Annotated in this window: 23 protein-coding genes and 1 tRNA gene; 21 read left to right on the top strand and 3 right to left on the bottom strand. The window is 69.6% G+C overall.

Annotated elements, in window-relative coordinates; translation table 11 throughout:
* The first annotated feature begins 16 nt into the window (after nucleotides 1-16).
* The 16 genes from topA to MKD51_RS04775 all read left to right on the top strand — a co-directional run bounded on the left by topA (nucleotide 17) and on the right by MKD51_RS04775 (nucleotide 17,737).
* Complete coding sequence (topA, locus tag MKD51_RS04700) at nucleotides 17-2,773, top strand: type I DNA topoisomerase (protein WP_240240826.1); 2,757 nt, start codon at nucleotides 17-19, stop codon at nucleotides 2,771-2,773.
* A complete protein-coding gene (gene tmk, locus MKD51_RS04705) occupies nucleotides 2,773-3,405 on the top strand; it encodes a dTMP kinase (protein ID WP_240238692.1) in 633 nt (210 codons plus the stop codon). Before topA ends, tmk begins: the two co-directional genes overlap by 1 nt.
* Nucleotides 3,406-3,432: 27 nt before the next feature.
* Nucleotides 3,433-4,596 carry a DNA polymerase III subunit delta' gene (locus tag MKD51_RS04710; protein WP_240238694.1) on the top strand — a complete coding sequence of 388 codons (1,164 nt, stop codon included), beginning with the start codon at nucleotides 3,433-3,435 and terminating at the stop codon, nucleotides 4,594-4,596.
* A gap of 40 nt (nucleotides 4,597-4,636) precedes the next feature.
* Entirely contained in the window at nucleotides 4,637-6,196 is a 1,560-nt protein-coding gene (locus tag MKD51_RS04715; RefSeq protein ID WP_240238696.1) for an alpha/beta hydrolase, read from the top strand.
* Nucleotides 6,197-6,281: 85 nt separating this feature from the next.
* Nucleotides 6,282-6,357 (top strand) — tRNA-Thr (locus tag MKD51_RS04720).
* Between the two features lie 58 nt (nucleotides 6,358-6,415).
* Nucleotides 6,416-7,072, top strand: coding sequence for a GNAT family N-acetyltransferase (locus MKD51_RS04725; RefSeq protein WP_240238698.1), 657 nt, complete (start codon nucleotides 6,416-6,418; stop codon nucleotides 7,070-7,072).
* A 20-nt stretch (nucleotides 7,073-7,092) separates the two neighbouring features.
* The gene (locus tag MKD51_RS04730) at nucleotides 7,093-7,665 is read left to right on the top strand and encodes an isochorismatase family protein (RefSeq protein WP_240238700.1); all 573 of its coding nucleotides are present in this window, start codon (nucleotides 7,093-7,095) and stop codon (nucleotides 7,663-7,665) included.
* Nucleotides 7,666-7,724: 59 nt separating this feature from the next.
* Nucleotides 7,725-9,875, top strand: a complete 2,151-nt coding sequence (locus MKD51_RS04735) for an MMPL family transporter (RefSeq protein ID WP_240238702.1) — start codon at nucleotides 7,725-7,727, stop codon at nucleotides 9,873-9,875.
* A gap of 107 nt (nucleotides 9,876-9,982) precedes the next feature.
* The gene (locus MKD51_RS04740) at nucleotides 9,983-10,648 is read left to right on the top strand and encodes a GntR family transcriptional regulator (RefSeq protein WP_240238704.1); all 666 of its coding nucleotides are present in this window, start codon (nucleotides 9,983-9,985) and stop codon (nucleotides 10,646-10,648) included.
* A 61-nt stretch (nucleotides 10,649-10,709) separates the two neighbouring features.
* Entirely contained in the window at nucleotides 10,710-11,129 is a 420-nt protein-coding gene (locus MKD51_RS04745) for a carboxymuconolactone decarboxylase family protein (protein WP_240238706.1), read from the top strand.
* A 115-nt stretch (nucleotides 11,130-11,244) separates the two neighbouring features.
* Complete coding sequence (locus MKD51_RS04750) at nucleotides 11,245-12,498, top strand: alpha/beta hydrolase (protein ID WP_240238708.1); 1,254 nt, start codon at nucleotides 11,245-11,247, stop codon at nucleotides 12,496-12,498.
* Between the two features lie 53 nt (nucleotides 12,499-12,551).
* Nucleotides 12,552-13,073, top strand: coding sequence for a type II 3-dehydroquinate dehydratase (locus tag MKD51_RS04755; protein ID WP_277603914.1), 522 nt, complete (start codon nucleotides 12,552-12,554; stop codon nucleotides 13,071-13,073).
* Nucleotides 13,070-13,825, top strand: coding sequence for an SDR family oxidoreductase (locus tag MKD51_RS04760; protein ID WP_240238712.1), 756 nt, complete (start codon nucleotides 13,070-13,072; stop codon nucleotides 13,823-13,825). The genes MKD51_RS04755 and MKD51_RS04760 overlap by 4 nt, the downstream gene beginning before the upstream one ends.
* A 38-nt stretch (nucleotides 13,826-13,863) precedes the next feature.
* A complete protein-coding gene (locus tag MKD51_RS04765) occupies nucleotides 13,864-14,619 on the top strand; it encodes an SDR family NAD(P)-dependent oxidoreductase (RefSeq protein WP_240238714.1) in 756 nt (251 codons plus the stop codon).
* 120 nt (nucleotides 14,620-14,739) lie between these two features.
* A complete protein-coding gene (locus MKD51_RS04770; RefSeq protein ID WP_240238716.1) occupies nucleotides 14,740-16,047 on the top strand; it encodes an MFS transporter in 1,308 nt (435 codons plus the stop codon).
* Between the two features lie 220 nt (nucleotides 16,048-16,267).
* Nucleotides 16,268-17,737, top strand: coding sequence for an NAD-dependent succinate-semialdehyde dehydrogenase (locus MKD51_RS04775; RefSeq protein WP_240238718.1), 1,470 nt, complete (start codon nucleotides 16,268-16,270; stop codon nucleotides 17,735-17,737).
* A 113-nt stretch (nucleotides 17,738-17,850) separates the two neighbouring features.
* Here MKD51_RS04775 and MKD51_RS04780 read toward each other — a convergent pair whose 3' ends face one another.
* The 3 genes from MKD51_RS04780 to MKD51_RS04790 form a co-directional block, all read right to left on the bottom strand.
* Complete coding sequence (locus MKD51_RS04780; RefSeq protein ID WP_240238720.1) at nucleotides 17,851-18,762, bottom strand: NADP-dependent oxidoreductase; 912 nt, start codon at nucleotides 18,760-18,762, stop codon at nucleotides 17,851-17,853.
* Between the two features lie 82 nt (nucleotides 18,763-18,844).
* On the bottom strand, nucleotides 18,845-20,647 hold the full coding sequence (locus tag MKD51_RS04785; RefSeq protein ID WP_240238722.1) for an ABC transporter ATP-binding protein: 1,803 nt from the start codon (nucleotides 20,645-20,647) through the stop codon (nucleotides 18,845-18,847).
* Between the two features lie 13 nt (nucleotides 20,648-20,660).
* Nucleotides 20,661-20,864 carry an AsnC family protein gene (locus MKD51_RS04790; RefSeq protein ID WP_240238724.1) on the bottom strand — a complete coding sequence of 68 codons (204 nt, stop codon included), beginning with the start codon at nucleotides 20,862-20,864 and terminating at the stop codon, nucleotides 20,661-20,663.
* Nucleotides 20,865-20,959: 95 nt separating this feature from the next.
* Between MKD51_RS04790 and MKD51_RS04795 the strand changes: the two genes are divergently transcribed.
* Genes MKD51_RS04795 through MKD51_RS04815 form a run of 5 tightly spaced genes read left to right on the top strand, consistent with a single transcriptional unit; the run spans nucleotide 20,960 to nucleotide 25,299 of the window.
* On the top strand, nucleotides 20,960-21,886 hold the full coding sequence (locus tag MKD51_RS04795) for an ABC transporter ATP-binding protein (RefSeq protein WP_240238726.1): 927 nt from the start codon (nucleotides 20,960-20,962) through the stop codon (nucleotides 21,884-21,886).
* Entirely contained in the window at nucleotides 21,883-22,743 is an 861-nt protein-coding gene (locus tag MKD51_RS04800; protein WP_240238728.1) for an ABC transporter permease, read from the top strand. Before MKD51_RS04795 ends, MKD51_RS04800 begins: the two co-directional genes overlap by 4 nt.
* 5 nt (nucleotides 22,744-22,748) lie before the next feature.
* Entirely contained in the window at nucleotides 22,749-23,576 is an 828-nt protein-coding gene (locus tag MKD51_RS04805; protein WP_240240827.1) for an ABC transporter permease, read from the top strand.
* Nucleotides 23,577-23,605: 29 nt separating this feature from the next.
* Entirely contained in the window at nucleotides 23,606-24,541 is a 936-nt protein-coding gene (locus MKD51_RS04810) for a PfkB family carbohydrate kinase (RefSeq protein ID WP_240238730.1), read from the top strand.
* Entirely contained in the window at nucleotides 24,541-25,299 is a 759-nt protein-coding gene (locus MKD51_RS04815; protein ID WP_240238732.1) for a 5'/3'-nucleotidase SurE, read from the top strand. Before MKD51_RS04810 ends, MKD51_RS04815 begins: the two co-directional genes overlap by 1 nt.
* Nucleotides 25,300-25,331 lie beyond the last annotated feature (32 nt).

Here is a 25,331-nt window from a genome sequence, read left to right on the forward strand (position 1 = left end):
CCAAGAAGCAGTGAGCGTGAGCATGGGCAAGAAGCTCGTCATCGTCGAGTCCCCGGCCAAGGGCAAGACGATCGAGCGGTACCTGGGTGAGGGATACCAGGTGCTGGCATCGGTCGGACACATCCGCGACCTCGTGAGCCCGCGTGACCTGCCCGCCGAGCTGAAGAAGGGGCCGTACGGCAAGTTCGCGGTCGATGTCGAGAACGGCTTCACTCCTTACTACGTGGTGAGCGACGAGAAGAAGAAGACCGTCGCCGAGCTCAAGAAGGCGCTCAAGGACGCCGACGAGCTCATCCTCGCGACGGATGAGGACCGCGAGGGCGAGGCCATCGCGTGGCACCTGCTCGAGGTGCTGAAGCCCAAGGTGCCGGTGAAGCGGATGGTGTTCCACGAGATCACCGAGGAGGCGATCCAGCAGGCGAAGGACCAGATGCGCGAGCTGAACATGCCGCTCGTCGACGCGCAGGAGACTCGCCGCATCCTCGACCGCCTGTACGGCTATGAGGTCAGCCCCGTGCTGTGGCGCAAGGTGCGGCAGGGCCTCAGCGCCGGCCGCGTGCAGTCGCCCACCGCACGCCTCATCGTCGACCGCGAGCGCGAGCGCATGGCGTTCATCGCCGCCGACTACTGGAGCCTCACCGCGCAGTTCGAGGCGCCGTCCTCGGAGGCGTCGAGCAGCCGCTTCGGTGCCCGCCTGGTGCGCCTCGACGGCGCCCGCGTCGCCACCGGCAGCGACTTCGACGACCGCGGTCAGATCAAGGGCGTGCGCACGATCCTCGACGCGCCCGCGGCCGAGTCGCTCGCGGCAGAGCTCGAGCAGACGAGCTTCAAGGTCGCTGGCGTCGAGTCGAAGCCCTACCGCCGCCGCCCCTCCGCACCGTTCACGACGTCCACGCTCCAGCAGGAGGCCGGCCGCAAGCTCAAGCTGTCGGCGAAGCAGGCGATGTCGGTCGCCCAGTCGCTCTACGAGCAGGGCTACATCACCTATATGCGCACCGACTCGCCTGCGCTCTCGAAGCAGGCGATCAATGCAGCGCGCTCACAGGCGACCGCGCTCTACGGCGCGGGCTCGATCCCGGCGGCCGCCCGCCACTACGTGGGCAAGTCGAAGTCGGCGCAGGAGGCGCACGAGGCGATCCGGCCCTCAGGCGAGACCTTCCGCACTCCGAACGAGGTGCGCAGCTCGCTGACCCCGAACGAGCAGCGCCTCTACGAGCTGATCTGGAAGCGCACCGTCGCCAGCCAGATGATCGACGCGACCGGCCAGACGGCGACCATCACCATCGCGAGCGACAAGACCAGCCGCGGCGTCGCCGAGTTCACCGCATCCGGCACCGTCATCACCGAGCCGGGATTCCTGCAGGCCTACGAGGAGTCGAAGGATGTGGGCCGCTATGCCGATGAGGCACAGGCGAGCGCCTCGGCGGATGAGTCGAGGCTGCCGGACGTCAAGGAGGGCGCCGGGGTCGACCTGGCGGAGCTGGAGCGCAAGGATCACGCCACGACCCCGCCGCCGCGCTACACCGAGGCGAGCCTCGTCAAGGCGCTCGAGGAGCTCGAGATCGGCCGCCCATCGACCTACGCGTCGATCATCGACACGATCGTGCGTCGCGGCTTCGTCACGCAGCGCGGCGGTGCGCTCGTGCCGAACTGGATCGCCTTCTCGACCATCAAGCTGCTCGAGGACAATCTGGGCGACTACGTCGACTACGACTTCACCGCCGAGATGCTCGCCGACCTCGACCGCATCGCCGACGGCGAGCTCGACCGCCAGGACTGGCTGCAGCGCTTCTACTTCGGCAGCGAGGTGCGACCAGGCCTGAAGTCGACGGTCGAGAACCTGGGCGACATCGACGCCCGCGCCATCAACTCGATCCCGGTCGCCGAGGGCGTCACGCTGCGCGTCGGGCAGTACGGCCCGTACCTCGAGGGCGTCGGGGCCGACGGCGAGGTCAAGCGCGCGAACATCCCAGAGGACCTCACCCCCGATCAGCTCACGCCCGAGAAGGCGCAGGAGCTCTTCGCCGCAGAGCCCGTGCAGGACCGCGTGCTCGGCACGCACCCCGAGACCGGGCTCGACGTGGTCGTGAAGAACGGCCGGTTCGGGCCGTACATCGAGGAGTCGCTGCCGGTCGAGCTCGACGACGAGGGCAAGCCCGTCGTGCCCAAGAAGGGCAAGACCGCGCTCAAGCCGCGTCGGGCATCCCTGTTCAAGGCCATGGAGCCGGAGAGCGTCGACATCGAGACCGCGCTGCAGCTGCTGAGCCTGCCGCGCGTCGTGGGCGTCGACCCGGAGTCGGGCACCGAGATCACCGCGCGCCCAGGCCGCTACGGCCCGTTCCTGTCGAAGGGCGAGGACACCCGCTCGCTCGACGAGGAGGACCAGATCTTCTCGATCACGCTCGAGCAGGCGGTCGAGAAGTTCGCGCAGCCGAAGTACGGCGCGCGAAAGGCGGCCTCGGCGCTCAAGGAGTTCGACGCAGACCCGGTCAGCGGCAAGGCCATCAAGCTGCGCGACGGCCGCTTCGGGCCATATGTGACCGACGGCGAGACGAACGCGACGATCCCGCGCGGCGAGGATGTCGCGGCCGTCACCTTCGAGCGCGCGGTCGAGCTGCTGCAGATCAAGCGCGACAAGGGCCCGACCAAGAAGCCCGTGCGCCGCACTGCCGCCAAGAAGCCGGCTGCGAAGAAGCCTGCCGCCAAGAAGCCGGCTGCGAAGAAGCCCGCGGCGAAGAAGCCAGCCGCCAAGAAGACCCCGCCCGCCGAGTGATGTCCGGCGCGTTCATCACGCTCGAGGGCGGCGACGGCTCGGGCAAGACGACACAGGCCGGGCTGCTGCAGGCCTGGCTCGAGGAGCAGGGCCGCACGGTGGTGCGCACGCGCGAGCCGGGCGGCACCGAGCTCGGCATCGAGATCCGCAGGCTCGTGCAGCACACCGAGGGGCACGTCGCACCGCGTGCCGAGGCGCTGCTCTACGCCGCCGATCGCGCGCAGCACGTGGCGACGCTCGTGCGCCCCGCGCTCGAGCGCGGCGAGGTCGTGCTGCAGGATCGCTACCTCGACTCGTCCGTCGCCTACCAGGGCGCGGGTCGCGAGCTCGACGGCACGCAGATCCGCGACCTGTCGCTGTGGGCGACCGACGGGCTGCTGCCGCATCTGACGATCCTCCTCGACATCGATCCGGCGGCCGGCCGAGAGCGGATGGCGGGCCGTGCGGATGCGCCGTACGACCGGCTCGAGGACACCGGGCTCGACTTCGCCGAGCGCGTGCGCGACGCCTACCTGGCTCTCGCCGAGGCCGAGCCGACGCGCTTCGCCGTCGTCGAGGCATCCGGGAGTCCCGACGAGGTCCACGCGCGCGTGGTGTCGCCTGTGCGTGCGATGCTCGACACGCGGCGCTGAGAGCGCGGCTGACGTGGGGGAGCGCGCATGACAGGCGGATGGAGCGAGATCGTCGGCCAGGCCGGCGCCGTCGCGCAGCTGCAGCGCGCGGCGGGCGACGACGGCGGTGCCGAGTCCAGCGGTGCGATGACGCACGCCTGGCTGCTCACCGGGCCGCCGGGATCCGGGCGCTCGAACCTCGCTTATGCGTTCGCGACCGCGCTGCTCTCGCCGCCCGGCGGCATCGATCCCGAGGTGGCGACGCTCGTCGCGGCGCGCACGCACCCCGACCTGGTGACGCTCTCGACCGAGGGCGTGCTCATCACCATCGCGCAGGCACGTGCCGTCGTGCGGCGGGCGTCACTCGCGCCATCGGCCGCCCGCTATCGCGTCGTGGTGGTCGAGGATGCCGACCGGATGGCCGAGCGCACCTCGAACGCGCTGCTCAAGGCGCTCGAGGAGCCGCCGCCGGAGACGGTCTGGATCCTCTGCGCGCCCAGCGAGGCCGACCTGCTGCCCACCATCCGCTCGCGGGTGCGCACGCTCACGCTGCAGGTGCCAGACCCTGCAGAGGTCGCGAGGCTGCTCGTCGAGCGCGACGGGGTCGACCCCGCGATCGCCGACCGTGCGGCTCGCGAGGCCCAGAGCCACATCGGCATGGCGCGCAGGCTCGCCACGAGCGAGGAGGCCCGCGCCCGGCGGGCGGAGACGCTGGAGATCGCGATGCGGGTCTCGACCGCGGCATCCGCCGTGCTCGCCGCCGCCCGCTACGTCGAGATCGCCACCGCCGACGCCGACGCGCTCTCCGCCGAGCGCGACGAGGCCGAACGTGCCCAGGCGCTGCACCAACTGGGCATCGAGCCGGGCGGCACGGTGCCGCCGCAGCTGCGTCGCCAGCTGAAGGAGCTCGAGGAGGCGCAGAAGCAGCGCGCCAAGCGCGGCATGCGCGACGGCGTCGACCGCATCCTCGTCGACCTGCTCTCGCTCTACCGCGACATCCTCATGACCCAGCTCGGCGTCGGCCGCGAGCTCGTCAACGCGGCGATGCAGCCGACCGTGCATGCCGCTGCCGACTACCTCGCTCGCGCCGCCGTGATCGATGTGCTCGACGCCATCCGCCTCGCCCGCGAACGCATCGAAGCGAACGTGCCGCCGCTGCTCGCCCTCGAAGCGATGCTCGTGCAGGCCGCCCGCGCGGCGCAGCGCCGCTGACGCTAAGGTCCCGCGCGGCTGCGCGCAATAGCGTTGAGGCATGCATCGCACCCGTCGCGGCCTGGCCGCTCTCGCCGCAGTTGCCGTGACCACCCTCGCGCTGACCGGCTGCATCCTGCCGCCGCCGATGCCTGGCCCGGTCGCCGACCCGACGGGGGGTGAGCCGCAGTGGAGCCCGACGGGCGAGACGGTCGCCACAGAGCTCCAGCCGTTCTACGGCCAGGAGGTCGCGTGGGATGACTGCGGCACCCTCTGGTGCGGCACCGTGACCGCGCCCATGGACTGGAACGACCCATCCGCCGACACCATCGAGCTCTCGGTGAACGTCGCGCCCGCCACGGGGGAGCGGCACGGCGCGATCCTCTACAACCCCGGCGGCCCTGGTGCATCCGGCGTGGAGTACGTGCGCGACTACGGCGACTACCTGCTGCACGCGGACGTGCGCGAGCACTACGACCTGGTGGGCTTCGACCCCCGCGGCGTCGGCGGTTCGACGCCGATCTCCTGCTACGACGACCCGGCCGAGCTCTACGACTGGCTGTGGGAGATCCCGGAGGGCCCGGCGCCGGAACCGCTCAGCGACGCCGACCTCCAGGAGCAGCTCGAGTCGGCGCAGTGGTTCGGGGAGGCCTGCCTCGAGCACACCGGTCCCTACCTCGAGTTCGTCGGCACCGAGCAGGTGGCGAGCGACATGGATCTGCTGCGCGCGCTCTTCGGGCAGGAGAAGCTCAACTACCTCGGCGTCTCCTACGGCACGCTGATCGGCTCGACCTACGCCGACCTGTTCCCCGACAACGTGGGTCGCATGGTGCTCGACGCCGCGGTCGCGCCCGACGCCACCGACTTCGAGGGCACGCTCTTCCAGGCGGCGGGCTTCGAGCTCGCCTACGGCAACTTCGTGGCCGACTGCCTGCAGCAGCAGGACTGCCCGTTCCAGGGCGATGAGGCGGATGCGCTGGCGCAGACCCGCGAGCTCATCGAGCAGCTCGATGCGAGCCCCATCCCGATGGCGGACGGCAGGCAGCTCGGCTCCAGCGCGTTCTTCATCGCGATCGCCGCGAACCTCTATGCCGACTTCCAGTGGCCCACCCTGCGGCAGATCATCACGGATGCGATGGCTGGGGACGGTGAGAGCGCCTTCGCCGCCGCGGATGAGTACTACGGCGTGAACCCTGACGGCACGTTCGTCGACAACTCGCTCGAGTCGCTCATCGCCGTCAACTGCATCGACGGGCCCGCGGTCACCGACTTCGACGAGGTGCGCGCGAACGCAGAGCAGATCATGGCGGCGGCGCCGACCCTCGGCCCGGACTTCGTCGGCGTCGGCTCGTGCGCGGCGTGGCCGTTCGAGGCGACCCGCGAGCCGCACGAGATCACCGCGCCGGGCGCCGAGCCGATCATCGTGGTCGGCGGCCTCAACGACCCCGCGACCTCCTACCAGCAGGCGGTCGACCTGGCCGAGATGCTCGAGTCGGGCGTGCTCATCTCGGTCGATGCCGAGGGTCACGGGCAGTACAACAACGGCAATAGCTGCGTCGACCGCCCGGTGAACGACTACTTCCTGAACGGCACGGCGCCGACGGCTGATCTCGATTGCTGAGCGCTGCTTCGCTGGGCGCGGAGCTGATGACGTGGGCGCCTCATGACCACTCGATGCGCTATGATCGTTGATCGTGCCTCGGCACGCCGCCTTAGCTCAGTCGGCAGAGCGATTCACTCGTAATGAATAGGTCCGGAGTTCGATTCTCCGAGGCGGCACCAGCGCGAAAGGCCCCGCAGACGCGGGGCCTTCGTCGTCTCCGCGGCCTATCCTGCAGGCATGAGTGAGCCCGTCGTCGTCCGCCGCTTCGTCGAGGCGGATCGGGCGGAGCTGCTGGCGCTCTTCGCCCGCGCCGGCGAGGGCGCGCCCGGCGGCGAGCTCTGGGGACACGTGCCGTCGGTGCGCGACATCTACCTGACCGCCTACATCGACCTCGAGCCCGAGTCGCTGTTCGTCGCCGAGCTCGGCGGGCGACTGGTCGGCTACCTCGCAGGCTGCCTCGACAGCGCATCCTTCCCGAGCGAGGACGAGCGGCTGTCGCAGGCGATCCGTCAGCACCGCCTGTGGCTGCGGCCCAGGGCGCTCGCCTTCTTCGCCCGCGACAGGCTCGCGGCGGCGGCGGCGCGCCTGCGTGGGCAGTCGACCGACCTGAGCGAGCTCGTAGACCCGCGATGGCCCGCGCACCTGCACATCGATGTCGCCGCCGAGGGTCGCGGCACGGGTGCCGCCCAGGAGCTCATGCGGCAATGGCTGGCACACGTCGACACCGCTGGCGTGCCCGGCTGCTTCCTGCAGACGCTCGCCGAGAACACCCGAGCCGTGCGCTTCTTCGAGCGGATGGGCTTCCACGCCCACGGGGAGCAGGTGGCGATCCCGGGTGGTCGGCACGAGGGTCGGCAGCTCCATCAGCTCACGATGGTGCACCCCGGGCCGTGACCGACGCGTAGCCTGGGCGCATGAGCGCAGGCATCCTCATCGTCGACGTGCAGAACGACTTCACCGAGGGCGGCGCCCTCGGCACGCAGGGCGGCGGCGCCGTGGCTGCGGCCATCACCGAGCACCTCCGCACGCACCGCTATGACCTGGTCGCTGCCAGCCGCGACTGGCACGACGCCGAGAACGACAACGGCGGCCACTTCGCCGACGGCGAGCCCGACTTCGTCGACACCTGGCCGGTGCACTGCGTCGCGGGCACCGCCGGTGCCGAGTACCACCCGGCGCTCGACGCGCTCGCGATCGACGTGCACATCAAGAAGGGGCAGGGGCGGCCCGCCTACTCGGCGTTCGAGGGCACGACTGACGACGAGGAGGCGCTGGCCGAGGTGCTCGAGGAGCAGGGCATCGACCGCCTCGACGTCGTCGGCATCGCGACCGACTACTGCGTGAAGGCATCCGCGCTCGACGCCGCGGCGGCCGGGCTGCAGGTGCGGGTGATCGACGGTCTCACCTCTGCCGTGTCGCCGGAGACCCGCGCGAGCGCGCTCGACGAGCTGCGCGCCGCGGGCGTCGAGGTCGTGGCGCGAGCGTGAACGACGACCAATTTTGCTTAGCCAACGATAAGTAGTCGCACAACCTGTAGTCTGTCTGCATGACCTCGACGAGCACGCCCCCGACTCGCTCACGCGCCACCACCTGGCTGCGCGTCCTCATCCCCGCCATGCTGCTGATCGCCTGGCTCGCGGTGATGGCCCTCGGCGGCCCGCTCTTCGGGCGCATCTCCGAGGTCTCCACGAACGAGCAGACGAGCTTCCTGCCCGCCACCGCCGAGTCGACGCAGGTGCAGGAGCAGCTGGGCGGCTTCCTCGGCGACGACGAGACGCCCGCGATCGTGGTCGCGGCCGCCGACAGCGCGCTCACCGCCGACCAGACCGCCGCGATCGAGTCGCTCGGCGCCGATCTCGCCGAGCTCGACGGCGTGCTGCAGGTCTCGCCCGCGATCCCGAGCGACGACGGACGCGCGATCCAGCTCCTGGCGCTCGTGGACGCATCCGACTCCGCACCGGAGGTCGGCGACACCGTCGAGGTGCTGCGCGCCGCGATCGCGGACGCCGGCATCGACGGCGTCGACATCGCCGTCACCGGCCCCGCGGGCTTCAGCGCCGACATCGTCGAGGCGTTCAGCGGCATCGACGGAATCCTGCTGCTGGTGGCGCTCGCCGCGGTCTTCGTCATCCTGATCGTCGTCTACCGCTCGCCGCTGCTGCCGGTGCTGGTGCTGGGCACCTCGGTGGCGGCGCTGAGCGCGGCCATCCTGGTGGTCTTCTCGCTCGCGCAGGCCGAGGTGCTGACCCTGAGCGGCCAGACCCAGGGCATCCTCTTCATCCTGGTCGTGGGTGCAGCGACCGACTACGGCCTGCTCTACACCGCGCGCTTCCGCGAGGCGCTCGGCGAGACCCGCAGCGCCTGGCAGGCCACGAAGCTGGCGATGCGCGGCGCCTTCGAGCCGATCGTCGCCTCGGGCGGCACGGTCATCGCCGGTCTGCTCTGCCTGCTGCTCAGCGACCTGGTCTCCAACCAGCAGCTGGGCCCGGTCGCGGCGATCGGCATCGTCGCCGCCATGGTCGCGGGACTCACCCTGCTGCCGGCGCTGCTGCTGGCGTTCGGCAAGACGGCGTTCTGGCCGTTCATGCCCACTCCCGAGAACCCGCGCCGCAAGGCCGAGGGCACGGGCGTCTGGGCGGCGATCGCCGGCCTCGTCGGCCGACGCGCCCGGGTCGTCTGGATCGTCACCGCGCTGGTGCTGGGCATCGGCGCCGTCGGCCTCACGCAGCTGCGCGCCGAGGGCGTGCCCGCGAGCGACTTCGTGGTGGGGGAGTCCGAGGCGCGCGACGGCCAGGCGCTGCTGAGCGATCATTTCCCCGGCGGGTCCGGCACGCCCGCCTACGTCGTCGTAGACGAAGCCGGGACGGATGCGATGGCCGACGCCGTCGCGCAGGTCACGGGCGTCGACGCGGTCGCCGTCACCAGCGACGATTCGCCCTCCGGCACCATCCCGCATCCGGCACCCGAGGGCGGCCCGCTCGCCGAGGCATCCGCCACCATCGTGGACGGCTCGGTGCTGCTGCAGGCGACGCTCACGGATGCGCCCGACTCCGACCCGGCGCAGGCGACCGTGCGCGAGCTGCGCGAGACGGTGCACGCGGTCGACGCCGATGCGCTCGTCGGCGGGCGCACCGCCGCAGCCATCGACACGAACGATGCCTCGACGCATGACCGCACGCTCATCATCCCGATCGTGCTCGCCGTGATCGCGCTCATCCTCATGCTGCTGCTGCGCTCGATCGTGGCCGCGCTGCTGCTGCTCGTGACGACCGTGCTCTCGTATGCGACCGCGCTCGGCGTCGGCGCGTGGATCCTGGAGGCGATGGGGATCCCGGACATGGACCCATCGGTGCCGCTGTTCGCCTTCGTCTTCCTGGTCGCGCTGGGCGTCGACTACAACATCTTCCTCATGACGCGCGTGCGCGAGGAGGTCGCCAGGCACGGCCACCGCGAGGGCGTGCTGCGCGGTCTGCGCGTGACGGGCGGGGTGATCACCTCTGCCGGCGTCGTGCTCGCGGCGACCTTCGCGGCCCTGGGCGTGATCCCGGTGCTGTTCCTGCTGCAGATCGCGATCATCGTGGCGCTCGGCGTGCTCATCGACACGACGCTCGTGCGGTCGCTGCTCGTGCCGGCGCTCGCGCTCGAGCTGGGGCCGAAGACGTGGTGGCCGTCGAAGCTGGCGCGCGAGAGGCGCTGAACTGCTATGGGGAGGGTCGGGGCGGATGCCTCGGCCCTCTTTTGCGCGAGAGGTTGCGCCCGAGCGTATTACCGTAATACGGTCATACCGACAAGGAGGTCGTCATCATGTTGGAACGACGTGCAGCCCCGTTGCGAGAGCAGGCCGTGGAGGAGATCCGCGCCTGGATCGTGCGCGGTGAGCTCGAGCCCGGATCGCGGATCACCGAGAAAGTGATCGAGCAGCGGCTCGGCGTCAGTCGCACGGTCGTCCGCGAAGCGCTCCGCCAGCTCGAGAGCGAGCGGCTCATCCGCATCCAACCTGGTGCCGGTCCCGTCGTCGCCGAGCTCACGCAGGACGAGGCGCGGCAACTCTATGAAGTGCGCGCCGCGCTTGAGGCAACGGCCGCCAGGCTCGCCGCCCGACACGGCGACGAACACCGGATCCGCGCGGTCGAGGCAGCCTTCGCCCAGATCGGCGAGCAACCTCCGACCACGCTCGAGGAACTGCTGGCGATCAAGAACGACTTCTACGCTGCTCTCATCGAGGCGAGCCGCAACCACATCATCGGCGAGCAGCTCGCCAACGTGCAGGCACGCATCAGCCAGCTCCGCGCGGTGACGCTCTCTGCGCCCGATCGCCATCAGGCGATGCGCGCCGAGCTCGGCGCAGTGGTCGACGCCATCGTGCGTGGCGACGGGGATGCCGCCTACGAACTCTCCGTGGCCCACGTGATGGCGGCATCCGCCATTGCACTCGACCACCTCAACGACCGCACGGACGCGCTGATCTGAGTGCGCTTGCTGCTGGCGGTTCAGCGCACACGAACATCACTACGGACGAAGGGCAGGCACGATGACAGGCATCGACCCGCAGGAGTACATCGACGAAATGGCACGCAAGCGCGGCTATGTGCTCGACTATCACAAGGTCATGGCCAAGCAGGATTTCCCCGTGCTGCAGGCGGCGAACCACTTGGTCTCCGCCGCTTACCTCGACCAGCGCACGCTCGACCGCAAGACGAAGGAGCTCATCTTCATCGTCTCGCTCACCGTCATGCGCGCCTCGAAGGGCCACATCCAGTCGCACATCCGCGTCGCCCTTGACCTCGGGCTGACGCCGACCGAGATTCTCGAGGCGATCGAGATCTCGCTGCCCGAGGCCGGCATCGTCGCCTTCCAGTCCGGCTTCGAGGCCTGGCGCGAGGTCGTCGGTGCCGACGGCATCGAACCGACTGTCGCTGTGCACGAGGGCGGCTCCGGCGCCGGACAGTAGCGGCGCAGGCAGGGCCGTCGATCGGCCAAGCAGTTCCGCCCCCGGTGCTGCAACACCGAGGGCGGAACAGGGCCTCGGCCCTAGGCGGGAGCAACACAGAGAGGTGACACTTCCCATGACCAGTATCAATGCAATTGGAGCTTCGGCGGTGCAGCCCGTCCCCCTGACCGAGGCGGCGCGTGATCGACTGCTCGCTGACCCGCGGTTGAGTGAACTCTCCCGGGGCGCGAACGTCGCCTTCGAGCTCGCAGCACCTGCTGGAGCGACGGTCGTCGCTGTCCGTGCGGGTCAGGTCGGCTTCAAAGGAGAGCCGACGTTCGGCGTCCGCGCTGCATCCGACGTCTGGGCACGGCTGCTTGCTTCCGAGCCGAAGGCCGGTGATCAGAACGTTCATGCGCTGGCCCTGGCGGGTGAGGTCGAGCTGTGGGGCGACTCGCTGACGATTGCGCAACACCTTCATCTGCTCCACAGAGTCTTGGAGATCGCCCGGTCGTCGTATCCCTCGGTGCAGGCTGACGCGTTCGCACACCGTCCTCTTGGGTTCCGTGGCGAGTATGTCCGGGTCGACGTGCCCAACCTCGGGCTCTGCGACATCTACGTGGAACGCGCCGGCGCGGGAACGCCACTGCTCTGCCTGCCGACCGCGGGCAGCGACACGAAGCAGTACCACGGGCTGATCACTGAGACCGACCTCACCGACCGATACGAGGTCATCGCCTTCGACCTGCCGTGGCACGGGAAATCCAATCCTGCATGGGGCCGTCGATCCAGCTCCTACCGGCTCGACTCCGCCGCGTACGTGGGCGCGATCGTGGCAGTGACTCGAGCGCTCGCACTATCGAAACCGCCGGTACTGCTCGGAGTCTCGATGGCCGGTGCTGCGGTCGTGGAGGCGATCGCGAACCATCCCGATCTGTTCGCCGGCGCGGTCGCTTGCCAGGCTGGCCCACGAGTCGCCGGACGCCGCACGGAGTGGCTGCGGAACGCAGCGATCAACCAAGCGCTGCACATCCCGGAATGGACCGGCGTGCTGATGGCACCGCAGTCGCCGGCCGAGATGCGCGATCGAGTGTGGTGGGGCTACTCGCAGGGCGGATTCGGTGCCTACGACGCCGATATCGGCTACTACTCCGAGAGCTGGGACGTAGACAACGTGTCCGCGCTACTCGATCAGCGCAGTCCCCTGATCGTGGTGCTCTCTGGTGCATACGACACGAGCGTTCCCACCGCAGCGAGCCGAGAACTCGCCGAGACCATCCCGAATTCTAAGTTCCGCACCATGCCGGAACTCGGCCACTTCCCGCACGCGGAGAACCCGGCCGTGTTCGTCGAGCACCTCGAATGGGCGCTCCACAAGATCCTCGACTGATCGGATCGCGGCCGCGGCCGAACCCACACCATGCACACCAGAGAAGGAGCACCATGCCTATCCGTTCAGGCACTCGTCGTCACCGGATCGCCATCATCGACGGGCCTAACATGACCAACCTCGGCGCGCGCAACAAGCGCGTCTACGGGGCCATCAGTTCGATCGAGGATCTGCAGCAGTACTCGAAGAACTTCGGCGCAGAGCTCGGTGTGGAGATCGACACGTTCGTCTCCAACTTCGAGGGCGAGATCCTCGAGTACATCCATGCCGCCGCGAACCGCGTCGACGCGTTCATCATCAACCCCGCGGGGCTGACGGAGATCGGAATCCCAACGAAGCATGCGCTGAGTGAAACGGGACGGCCGGTAATCGAAGTGCACTTCGCGAACGTCGTCGCTCCTCCCACTGCGCCGCGTGGTCTGCCGATTGGCCCATGGGAGTCGGTCTTCACACCGAGTGTGACCGGCACCACGATGGGGCTGCGTCAGTACAGCTACGCGCAAGCCATCCTCGGACTGACGCTCGCGCTCGATGACAGCACCTTCCTGGGGGCAGACGTGGAGCAGAGGGCATGAGCGGCTTCGCCGGTCGTCGAATCCTCATCACAGGAGGGTCCTCGGGCGTCGGTCGCGCTTGTGTCGAGCACTTCCTCGACCTCGGTGCCCATGTCGGCAATCTGGACCTCGTCCCGACCACTGACCACGGCGCATCGCTGCACGCGCAGGCGATCGCTGACGTCAGGGACACGGCGGCGGTGCAAGGGGCAGTCACCTCGATCGCTGAGGACCTCGGTGGGCTCGACGTCGTGGTCAACAACGCGGGAGTGAGCTTCATCGGTGGGGTCGAGGATGGCGATGCAGACGACTGGGCGCGCATCCTCGACGTGAATCTCGGAGGGTACGTGCGGACGATCCGCGCCGCGCTTCCGCATCTGCGACGGTCTGCCGCGGCATCCATCGTCAACGTCTCGTCGACGACCGCGACTTCAGGCTTCCGGCGTCGCGCGCTGTACTCGGCATCGAAGGGCGCGATTGAAGCGATGACTCGATCGATCGCCGCAGACCTCCTCGCCGAATCGATCACGGTGAACGCTGTGAACCCGGGCACGGTGGACACCCCGTTCATGGACGAACTCGCTGCTCGGAGCGCGGATCCCGCTGCCACCCGAGCCGCGTTCGACAATCGGCAGCCAACCGGCCGGATGGTCCGACCTGAAGAGGTGGCCCGAGCCGTCGCGTACTGCGCTGACCCCATCAACCGCTCGCTGGTGGGCAGCACCGTCGTCGTCGATGGCGGGATCCTCGCCTGCCACATCACCGAAGCCTGACACCAGACACCTCCATTCCAGGAAAGCGAAGGATCACGATGCGACTCAAGGGAAAGACGGCCATCATCACGGGGGCCGCACAGGGGATCGGACGACAGATCGCGGCTCGATTTGCCGCAGAAGGCTCGAACGTTGTCGTTGCCGACCAGAACGGGGAGCTGGCGGAGCGGAGTGCGCGAGAGATCAAAGCTGCTGGGGGCCGCGCCGCGGCGATCACCGTCGACGTCGCTGACGCGGCCTCGGTGCAGGCACTTGCCGCTGGCACGATCGAAGTCTTCGGGGGTATCGATGTCCTCGTGAACAATGCGGCGATCTTCTCGTCGCTGACGATGCGACCGTTCGAGGAGATCAGCCCTGAGGAGTGGGACACGCTGTTCGCGGTAAACGCAAAGGGAGTCTTCCTTGCGTGCCAGGCCGTCAGTCCGGCCATGCGCGCCAACGGCGCGGGCAGCATCATCAACATCTCCTCCAGCGTGGTCGTCACGGGGCGCCCCAACTATGCGCACTACATCGCTTCGAAGGGAGCGGTCTGGGCGCTGACGCACGCTCTGGCGACTGAGCTCGGCAGCGACAACGTCCGGGTCAACTGCATCAGCCCGCATGGCATCGTCACCGAAGTGCCTCGGGCGACGATCTCGGAAGACGGCTGGCGGCAGAACCTCGCCGAGCAGGCGCTGAAGCGCAAGGGCGCTCCTGACGATCTGCTCGGGGCGTTCGTCTTCCTCGCCAGTGATGAGAGCGCCTATATGACCGGCCAGACGCTCTCGCTAGACGCGGGTCTCCGCTTCACCTGAGCCCGAGCCGACCACTCAAGAAACGGAACACGACGAAAGGAACTACGAGTGCAGCCGAAAACTCTGTCGACGAAGGAGTCGACGCGACGGCGCGTGGTGCGCAAGGTTAGCGTCCGCCTGATGCCGATCATCTTCCTGCTCTACCTGGTCAATTACATCGACCGGACCGCGCTGGGAATCGCCAATGTCAACGGAATGTCCGAGGAACTATCGCTGACCGCGACGATGTTCGGCTTGGCATCCGGCATCTTCTTTGTCGGATACATCCTGCTCGAGGTTCCGAGTGCCGTCATCGCTCAGCGGCTGGGCGCTCGTCGTTGGATCGCCAGAATCGCTATCAGCTGGGGGGTGGTGGCGTCACTGACTGCCTTCGTCCCGAACTTCGAGTGGCTGGTCGGCGCACGATTCCTTTTGGGCGTCGCAGAGGCGGGATTCGCTCCGACCGTGCTTCTCTATCTCACGATCTGGTACTCGAACCGCGAACGCCCGAAGGCATTCTCGATCTACCTGCTCGGCATTCCACTCTCGTCTGTTGTGGCAGGGCCGCTCGCCACGTGGCTCACGCAGGTCGGTGACGGCGTCTTCGGCCTCGAGGGCTGGCGTTTCATGACGCTTGCGTCCGGCGTCCCAGCAGTGCTGCTCGGAGTGGTCGTCTTGTTCGTCCTCGTCGATCGTCCGGAGCAGGCGCGCTGGCTGTCCCAAGAAGAGCAGGCTGTGCTCGAGGACGACATCGCGGAGTCCTCGACCGCGGATTCCGACAACCACCGGGGCGGCATGCTCTCTTCAATGCGTTCGGGGAAGACCTGGGTGCTCGGTGTCGCGTACTTCGGCGTCGTCTACGGGCTGTATGGCATCGGCTTCTTCCTGCCGAGCGTCATCGCCGGCTTCGAGGCGGCCAACGGTGAGCCGCTTGCGCCCCTGCAGCAGGGGCTGCTGATCGCCGTGCCGTACGCGTTCGCTGCGATCGCTCTGATCCTGTGGCCACGAGACGCGGCGCGGAGGAACGAGTTGGGATGGCACACGCTCATCTCGACCGGGGTCGGCGCAACCGGAATTCTGATCGCCGCGTTCGCGCAGCATCCGGTTTTGATCATGGTCGGCGTGACGCTGTGCGCTACCGGCGTGATCTCCAGCATGCCGCTGGTGTACAGCCTCAGCGCTCGCCTGCTGCCGGCCATCGCCGTTGGCGCCGGTCTCGCGCTGGTCAACACCATCGGCAACGTCGGCGGATTCGCAGGGCCATTCATCACGGGTTGGCTGTCGGATCTCTTCGGCAACACCCAGATCGCGTTCGTCGTTCTCGCCGGGATCCTGGTCTCGGCTGGCGTCATCTCGGTCATCGTCCAGCGCACCTCCAAGGTCGGAGTGCCGAACGGTGATGAGTTCGCCGACACGGCTTCAGCACCGGACGCAGTCGAGCAGCGGTAGAGGAAGAAGTCCATCTCGAGCGGAACGCGCTGGGAAGGGCAGCCATGCAAGGCGCTGCTGTTCCCAGCCGTGGGCTGCGCCACACTCGTCGGTCCTAGATCCGCATACACGCTCGCTCACCCGACGAACTACGGTTTGTTGAGAACAACGCAACAGCATCCGCCCGGCCGCACGGGTAATTCGTATGCGATTGTGATCAATCCAGAGTAAGGAGTCCACTATGAGCGCGACCACCGAGACCCAGGTGCTCGACGGCGTCCACGGCCAGCTGTTCATCGGCGGCGAATGGATCGACGGCGAGCAGGGCACGATCGACGTGCGCGACCCGGCGACGGGCGACGTCATCAAGCAGATCGCTGACGGATCGGTCGCCGACGGTGTGCGCGCGCTCGACGCCGCGGTCGCTGCGCAGGAGGCGTGGGGCCGCACCCCGGCGCGCGTGCGCGGCGAGATCCTGCGCAAGGCCTTCGATCTGCTGCAGGAGCGCAAGGAGGAGTTCGCGCTGCTCATGACGCTCGAGATGGGCAAGCCGCTCGCCGAGGCGCGCGGGGAGGTCGCCTACGGCGGCGAGTTCCTGCGCTGGTTCGCCGAGGAGGCCGTGCGCATCGACGGCCGCTACACGATGACGCCCGAGGGCACCGGCCAGATGATCGTCACGCACCGACCGGTCGGCCCGTGCTTCCTCATCACGCCCTGGAACTTCCCGCTCGCGATGGCGACCCGCAAGCTCGGGCCCGCGCTCGCCGCCGGCTGCACGGCAGTCGTCAAGCCCGCGACCCTGACCCCGCTCACGACGCTCGCGCTGGTCGCGCTGCTCGAGGAGGCCGGGCTGCCCAAGGGCGTCGTCAACGTCATCACGACGAAGTCCACCGGTGCGCTCTCCGAGAAGCTGCTCGCCGACCCGCGGCTGCGCAAGGTCTCGTTCACGGGCTCGACGCCGGTGGGCGTGCAGCTGCTGAAGCAGGCGGCGGAGAACGTGCTGAAGGCGTCGATGGAGCTCGGCGGCAACGCCCCCTTCGTCGTCTTCGAGGATGCAGACCTCGACAAGGCCGTCGAGGGCGCGCTGCTGGCGAAGTTCCGCAACATCGGCCAGGCATGCACGGCGGCCAACCGCTTCATCGTGCACGAGTCGATCGCGGATGAGTTCGCGACGCGCGTCGGGGATGCGGTCAAGGCCATGAAGATCGGCCGCGGCACCGAGGAGGGCGTCACGATCGGCCCGCTCGTCGAGGACAAGGCCGTGGCCAATGCGGTGCGGCTGGTCGAGTCGGCCGTCGCCGCCGGCGCCACGCTCGTCACCGGTGGCAAGGCGATCGAGGGCGCCGGCTCGTTCTTCGAGCCGACGGTGCTCGACGGCGTCAACGCGACGATGGCGGTCTCGATCGAGGAGATCTTCGGGCCGGTCGTCGCGATCCAGCGCTTCCGCAGCGAGGAGGAGGCCGTGCGGCTCGCGAACGCGACCGAGTACGGCCTGGTCGGCTATGTCTTCACCGAGGACACCAAGCGCGGGCAGCGCATGATCGAGCTGATCGACACCGGCATGATGGGCCTCAACGTGGGCGTGGTCTCCAACGCGGCCGGCCCCTTCGGCGGCGTGAAGCAGTCGGGCCTGGGCCGCGAGGGCGGCGCCGAGGGCATCCACGAGTACCTCGAGACGAAGTACACGCTGATGCCGAACCCGTTCGCCTAAGCTGCCCCTCCTCGTAGGTCGAGGAGGCCGCGGGCGTAGCCCGCCGCCGTCGCGAGACCGGTCTCGCGACGCGCGCCGGCTGCGCCGCCGCGCTCCTCGACCTACGGTTCGGGTCAGGCCAGGTCGAGGATCAGCTTCCCGCGCACGTGCCCGCCCATGAGCTGCTCGTAGGCTTCGCGGAAGCGCTCGAGCGGAGCGCGCGCCTCGACGGAGACGACGAGCTCACCGGATGCGGCCAGTCGCGCGAGGTCGTCCAGCGCGCCGGTCTGGGCCAGGTCGGAGGCGACGCCGCGTGCGCCGTGCGCGCCCTTCGCCGCGATCGTGATGCAGCGCTCGATCGGCACGCCGACCTCGAGCGCCGCGGCGACGCCATCGGCACCGGCGCAGTCGAAGCACGCATCGATCGGCAGCATCTGCTCGAGCCGTGCTGCCAGCCCCTCGCCGTAGGCGACCGGCTCGGCCCCCAGCGAGCGCAGCAGCTCGAAGTTGCGCTCGCTTGCCGAGCCGATCACGCGGGCGCCCTTGCGCTCGGCCAGCTGCACGGCGAGCTGGCCGACGCCGCCGGCCGCGCCGTTGATGAAGATGGTCTCGCCGCCGCGCTCGATCAGCTGCTCGACGCCGTCCCAGGCGGTGCGGCCCGCGACGACGAGGCTCGCGGCCAGGCCGGCGTCGAGCCCCTCGGGGATGCGCGCGAGCCGCTCCTGAGCAGGGTCGACCACCGTGAGGTCCTGCAGCGCCCGTGTGCGTGCCGAGCCGAACACTCGGTCGCCGGCGACCCATCCGCCTGCACCGCCCTCGCCGACCTCGTCGATCGTGCCCGCGATGTCGTTGCCGACGCCGAGCGGCGGCTGTAGGCCCCGCGAGGCAGCGGCGGGGCCGCCGGCGAAGATCTTCCAGTCGACCGGGTTGAGGGCGGCAGCCTCGACACGGATGCGCACCTCGCCGGGCCCGGCGTGCGGCTCCTCGACCTCGCGCAGCTCGAGCACCTCTGGGCCGCCGAAGCGGTCATGCATGACGCGTCGCATGGGCTCCACGCTACTGAGTCGGCGGGCTTCGACACGCGCAGCGCTGCGCGCGGAGCGGCTCAGCCGGCAGGGGTGCGGACGGCTACTCGACGGTCGTGGTCGGGGCGGGCGCGAGCAGCTGGTGCGTGGCGAGCTCGCGATAGAGCGGCGACGACTCCAGCAGCTCGGCGTGCGTGCCGGTGGCGAGCACCTGCCCGCCGTCGAGCACCACGATCTGGTCGGCATCGACGACCGTCGCGAGCCGGTGCGCGATCACGAGCGTCGTGCGGCCCTCGCTCGCCACATCGAGCGCCACCTTCAGCGCGGCCTCGTTGCGGGCGTCGAGGTTGGCAGTCGACTCGTCGAGCAGCAGGATCGGCGTCGATGCCAGCAGCGCGCGGGCGATCGCCAGGCGCTGCCGCTCGCCGCCGGAGAGCAGCACGCCGCCTTCGCCGACCTCCGCGCCGAGCCCCTTCGCCGCCCGGCTCACGAGCCCGCCCAGGTTCACCGAGTCGAGCGCGGTGAGCAGTTGCTCGTCGCTCGCATCGGAGGCGCCGAGGCGCAGGTTGTCGCGCAGCGTACCCGCGAGCACCGGGGCGTCCTGCTCGACGTAGCCGATGCGTGCCCGCAGGCTGTCGCGGTCGACGTCGCGCACGTCGACGCCGCCCACGCGCACGCTGCCGCCCGTCACGTCGTAGAACCGCTCGACGAGCGCGAACGTCGTCGACTTGCCGGCGCCGGATGGGCCGACGAGGGCTGTGCGGGATCCGGCCGGCACCGAGAAGGAGACATCCTCGAGCACCACGCGTTCGTCGTCGGCCGCCGGGTAGGCGAAGGTGACGCCCTCGAACGCGACCATGGGCGCGCCCACCTGCGGTGCCAGCGCGACGTCCGCATCCGCATCCGCCTCGCTCGGCAGCCGCACGATCTCCTGGATGCGGCCGAGCGCGCCGAGGGCGACGCTCACGGCCGCGATGGCGCCGGCGAGCTGGCCGAGCGGCATCACCATCAGGAACAGGAACAGGAGGAAGCCGACCAGCTGCGAGATATCGAGCTCGCCCGTGGCCACGCGCAGCCCGCCGACGCCCAGCACGACGAGGAACGACAGGTTCACGGCGACACCGAGGATCGGCACGACGAACGCCGAGATCTTCGCGACCCGCACGCCCGCGCGGAACGCATCACCCGCACGCTCGCCGACGCCATCGACCTCGCGCTCGGTCGCGCCGGCCGCGCGCACCGTGCGCACCGCGCTGATCGCCCGCTCGAGCGCGCTCGTCAGGTGACCGACCTCCTCCTGCGCCTTGCCGGAGGCACGCGTGAGCAGCGGCATCACGACGAGCATCGCCGCGATCGCGACTGCGAGCACCAGCACGGTCAGTCCCAGCAGCAGCGGGTCGATGATGAGCATGGCGACGACGGCCCCCACGAGCGTCAGCAGGCCGCCGATCGACTCGACCAGGCCCTGCGTCAGCACAGCCCGCAGCAGCGTCGTGTCGCTGCCGACGCGGCTCACGAGGTCGCCGACCCGCCGGGCGTCGAACTCGGGGATCGGCAGCCGCAGCATGCGACCCACCAGCGTGCGGCGCGTGCGCAGCACCACGTGCTCACCGAGCAGCTGCAGCAGGAAGTGCTGGAAGCCGTCGCTGACCGCGCCGATCACCACGACCAGCACGAGCACGAGCGGCAGCCACTCGAGCGGCTGCGTGTCCTCGACGCGCGCGATGACCTCCTGCACCAGCACCGGCTGGGCGAGTGCGAACGCGGCGCCGAAGACCGACAGCACGATCGCGCCGGTCAGCAGCCCCTTCTTGGGGAAGAGGTAGGGCAGCAGCTCCTTGACGCCGGCCCGCGGCCCGTCGTCGCCGGCCCGTCGTCGGCCGAACAGGCCTCGTCGTTCGCTCATCGTCCGCTCTCCGCTACCGCTTGCCGTGCTTCTTGTGGACCGCCTGTCGCGAGACCCCGAGCGCATCGGCGATCGCCTGCCAGGCAAACCCCTCCATTCTTGCGCGTCGCACGAGCGCCGACTCCTCGCGCTCGATCTCGCGACGCGATTCGGCCGAGCGGGCGAGCTGCTCGAGCACGCCGAGAGGCCGCTCGCTCGATGCCGTGATGCGCTCCATGTGTCAATCTTGGTTGACGAATGCGGATGTGTCAACTCTGGTTGACATCGGCGGCTCGGCCACCGTGTCGGCGGCAGGCGGTAGCGTGATGGATCGTGCCAGCACCTGTCATCGAGGCCACGGGCCTGACCAAGCGCTACGGCGACTTCACGGCCGTCGACGGCATCGACTTCGCGATCCAGCCAGGGGAGGCGTTCGGCTTCCTCGGCCCCAACGGCGCGGGCAAGTCGACGACGATGCGCATGATCGCCGCCACCTCCACCCGCACCGCGGGCGACCTCACGGTGCTCGGCTTCGACCCGGAGAGCCACGGGCCGGAGATCCGCGCGCAGCTGGGCATCGTGCCGCAAGCCGACCAGCTCGACGAAGAGCTGCGGGTGATCGACAACCTCATCGTCTACGGCCGCTACTTCGGGCTGCCGCTGCCCTACGTGAAGCGCCGCGCTGAGGAGCTGCTGGAGTTCGCGCAGCTCACCGACAAGCGCAAGTCGCGCGTCGACGGGCTCTCCGGCGGCATGAAGCGCCGCCTCACCATCGCCCGCGGCCTCATCAACAGCCCGAAGGCGATGCTGCTCGACGAGCCGACCACGGGCCTCGATCCGCAGGCTCGGCACGTGCTCTGGGATCGGCTCTTCCGGCTCAAGGAGGAGGGCACGACGCTCGTGCTCACGACGCACTACATGGACGAGGCAGAGCAGCTCTGCGACCGGCTCGTCGTCGTCGACAAGGGCACGATCGTCGCGGAGGGCAGCCCCTCGGCGCTCATCCGTCAGTACTCCACCCGCGAGGTGCTCGAGGTGCGCTTCGGCTCCGCCCACAACGAGGCGGCGGCGAAGACGATCGAGGGCATCGGCGACCGCATCGAGGTGCTGCCCGATCGCGTGCTCATCTACGACAACGACGGCGAGGCCGCGATGGCGGCGGTGCACGAGCGCGGCCTCAGCCCCATCACGTCGCTCGTGCGCCGCTCGAGCCTCGAGGACGTCTTCCTGCGGCTCACGGGAAGGTCGCTGATCGAATGAGCGAGCACGTCGCTGCGCGCCCCGGCACGATGGATGCCGGTGGTGTCGATCACGCCGTCGTCGCCCGTCGTGCGAGGGCCTGGGGCTGGTGGTTCGTCGCCGAGCACCGCATCCGCGCCATGCGCTCCTACGTCGCCTCGTGGATCGCGATCGGCATCGGCTCGCCGTTCCTGTACCTCATGGGCCTGGGCCTCGGCCTCGGCCTGCTGGTGGATGCGAACCAGGGTGCGCAAGGCGTCGACGGCGTGCCATACCTGACCTTCATCGCGCCCGCGCTCGCCATGGCGACGGCCATGCAGACGGCCGCGCAGGAGAACACCTACGGCGTCTTCGGCGGCTTCAAGTGGTTCCCGATGTTCTTCGCGATGAACGGCACCCCCATCAGCCCTGCCCACATCGTGGTCGGCTTCCAGGTCTCGGTGCTCGTGCGCGTGATGCTGCCGCTGATCGCCTTCTCGGCCGTGATGGTGCTGTTCGACATCGGCGACCCGTTCGGCGCCCTGCTGCTGCTGCCGATCGGCCTGCTGCTCGCGACCGCCGTCGGCTTCGCCGTGATGGCCTGGGTGGCGACGCAGACGGAGGACCGCGGGCAGCTCTCCTTCGTCGAGCGGTTCGTGGTCGTGCCGCTCACGCTCTTCTCCGGCACCTACTTCCCGCTCGAGACGCTGCCGGTCTTCCTGCACTGGGTCGGTTGGATCTCGCCCCTCTGGCACGCGGCAGAGCTGGGGCGCGCAGCGCTCTACGGCGCGCCGCTGACGCCGCTCATGCTGCTCGTCCATCTCGGCTACCTCGTGCTGCTGGCGGCCGTCACATGCTGGCTCTCGATCCGCACCTTCCGACGGAGGCTCGACAAGTGACCGAGCTGCACCCATCCGAGCTGATCGAGGCGCCCGCCCCCTCCATCCGCGGCCCGTTGCGCGGCCTCTATGCCGGCAACACCCGCTCGGTGGTGATGCGCGGCCTGCAGGTGATGGCGCGCACCAACTGGGTGGTCGTGCTCACCGGCTTCTTCGAGCCGGTCTTCTACCTGCTCTCCATGGGCGTCGGGCTCGGCGCGCTCATCGGCTCGGTGGAGTTCTACGGCACCGATGTGCCCTACGCCGCCTACATCGCGCCGGCGCTGATGGCGGTCAGCGCCATGAACGGCGCCGTCTACGACTCGACGATGAACGTCTTCTTCAAGATGAACTTCGCCAAGCTCTACCAGCAGATGCTCTCGACCTCGCTCGGCCCGCTCGACGTCGCGCTCGGCGAGATCCTGCTGGCGCTGTTCCGCGGCCTGCTGTACGCCTGCGGCTTCATGGTCGTGACCACGCTCATGGGCCTCAACCTCTCCTGGACGGCGGTGCTGGCGATCCCGGCCGCGCTCGTCGTGGCGTTCGGGTTCGCCTCGTTCGGCATGGCCATCACGAGCTACATGAAGACGTTCCAGCACCTCGACTACGTCTACTTCTTCATGATGCCGATGTTCTTGCTCTCGGCCACGTTCTTCCCGATCGAGGTCTACCCGCAGGGCGTGCAGTGGGTCATCCAGGCGATGCCGCTGTGGCACGGCGTCGACATGATCCGGCAGCTGACCACGGGCATCATCCAGCCCTCGCTGGGCATCCACCTGCTCTACTTCGCCGTGATGATCGTCGCCGGGCTGTGGTTCACGACCGCCCGCCTGCGTGCGCTCTTCCTGCGCTGACGCACAGTCGCCGAGCCTAGGGTGAGCGCATGGCACGCGTGCTCGTCTTCGCCCCGGCACCCATCCTCACCATCACGGTCGAGGCGCATCGCGGAGAGCCCGAGGTGCATCTGCACGTGGGCGGGCAGGGAGTCTGGCAGGCGCGGATGCTCGTCGCGCTCGGCGCCGACGTGGTGCTGGTGTGCAGCGTGGCGGGAGAGGCGGGGACCGTCGCCCGGCACCTGCTCGCCGACGAGGGCTTCCGAGTGGTCGCGATCGAGCGCGAGGGGGTCAGCCCCGCCTACATCCACGACCGGCGCGGCGGTGAGCGACAGCCCATCGTGGAGGCGCAGGGCGAGCCGCTCTCGCGCCATGAGCTCGACGCGCTCTACTCTGCGACGCTGCGGGAATCGGCGGATGCAGACCTCGTCATCCTCTCCGGGCCCGAGGGCGACGACATGCTGGAGGCCGACGTCTACCGGCGGCTCGCGAGCGACATGCGCGAGCTCGGTCGTACGGTGCTCGTCGACCTCGCGGGCGATCGGCTGGAGGCGGCGCTCGAGGGCGGCGTCGACGTGCTCAAGGTCAGTCACGAAGAGCTCGTCGCCGACGGCCGCGTCGCCGACGGAGACGACGAGGCCCAGCTGCTCGCGGCTGCCAGGGAGATCGCCGCGGGCGGTGTCGGCCTCGTCGCGGTCACTCGCGCAGCAGCCGGCTCGATCGTGGTCGGTCAGGAGGGCACCTGGCGCGTCGTCGCCCCTGAGCTCGAGCCGGTCGACACGCGCGGCGCCGGCGACTCCTACACCGCGGGGCTGGCGTCGGTGCTGGCCGCAGGCGGCAGCCACGCCGATGCCGTGCGCACGGGTGCCGCCGCCGGCGCGGTGAACGCCACGCGGCGCGGGCTCGGCACCGGCGACGCCGAGGCGATCCGGGCGATCGCCGCGCGGGTCGAGCTCCAGGCTCTCGACGACGAGGCGGCGCGCTGATGCGGGCGCTCATCACGAACGACGACGGCATCGACTCGCCAGGACTGCTGGCACTGGCGCGAGTCGCGATCGAGGCGGGCATGGATGTGGTGGTCGCGGCGCCCGCGCACGAGCACTCCGGTGCCAGCGCATCCATCATCGCCACGCAGGGCGCCGCCGTGACTGCGGCCGGCGGCAAGGGCACGGTGCGCTCGGAGCGCCGCGCCCTGCCCGGCCTGGACGCGGATGCCTACGCGGTGCACGCCGCACCGGCGCTCATCACGCTGCTGGCGCTGCACGGCTCCTTCGGCGGAGCGCCCGACGTCGTGCTCAGCGGCATCAACCGCGGTGCGAACGTCGGCGGCGCCATCATGCACTCCGGCACGGTGGGCGCCGCGCTCACGGCCGGGCAGGGCGGCGTGCGGTCGCTCGCGGTCTCGCTCCACGTCGGGCTCGCCGAGGACGGCGAGCAGCACTGGGCCACTGCGGCAGCGCTGAGCGCCCGTGCGCTCGCCCGGCTGGTCGGCGAGCCCGCCGGCACAGTGCTCAACCTCAACGTGCCCAACGTCGCAGACGCGACCGGCCTCGAGCTCGTCGAGGCGCCGCTGGCCCGGTTCGGCATCGTGCAGACGACCCTGACCGAGGTGGCGGGCGACGAGGTGCGGCTCTCCATCCGTGAGCACAGCGCCGCCGACGCGCCCGGCAGCGACATGGAGCGGCTGGCTTCCGGGTTCGCCACGATCACCGTCGTGCAGACGATCGCCGAACGTCGAGCCTGACGTTCGGCCGATACGGCGACGGCCGGCCGCCC

Origin of the sequence: Agrococcus sp. ARC_14 (assembly GCF_022436485.1) — a bacterium.
GTDB lineage: Bacteria > Actinomycetota > Actinomycetes > Actinomycetales > Microbacteriaceae > Agrococcus.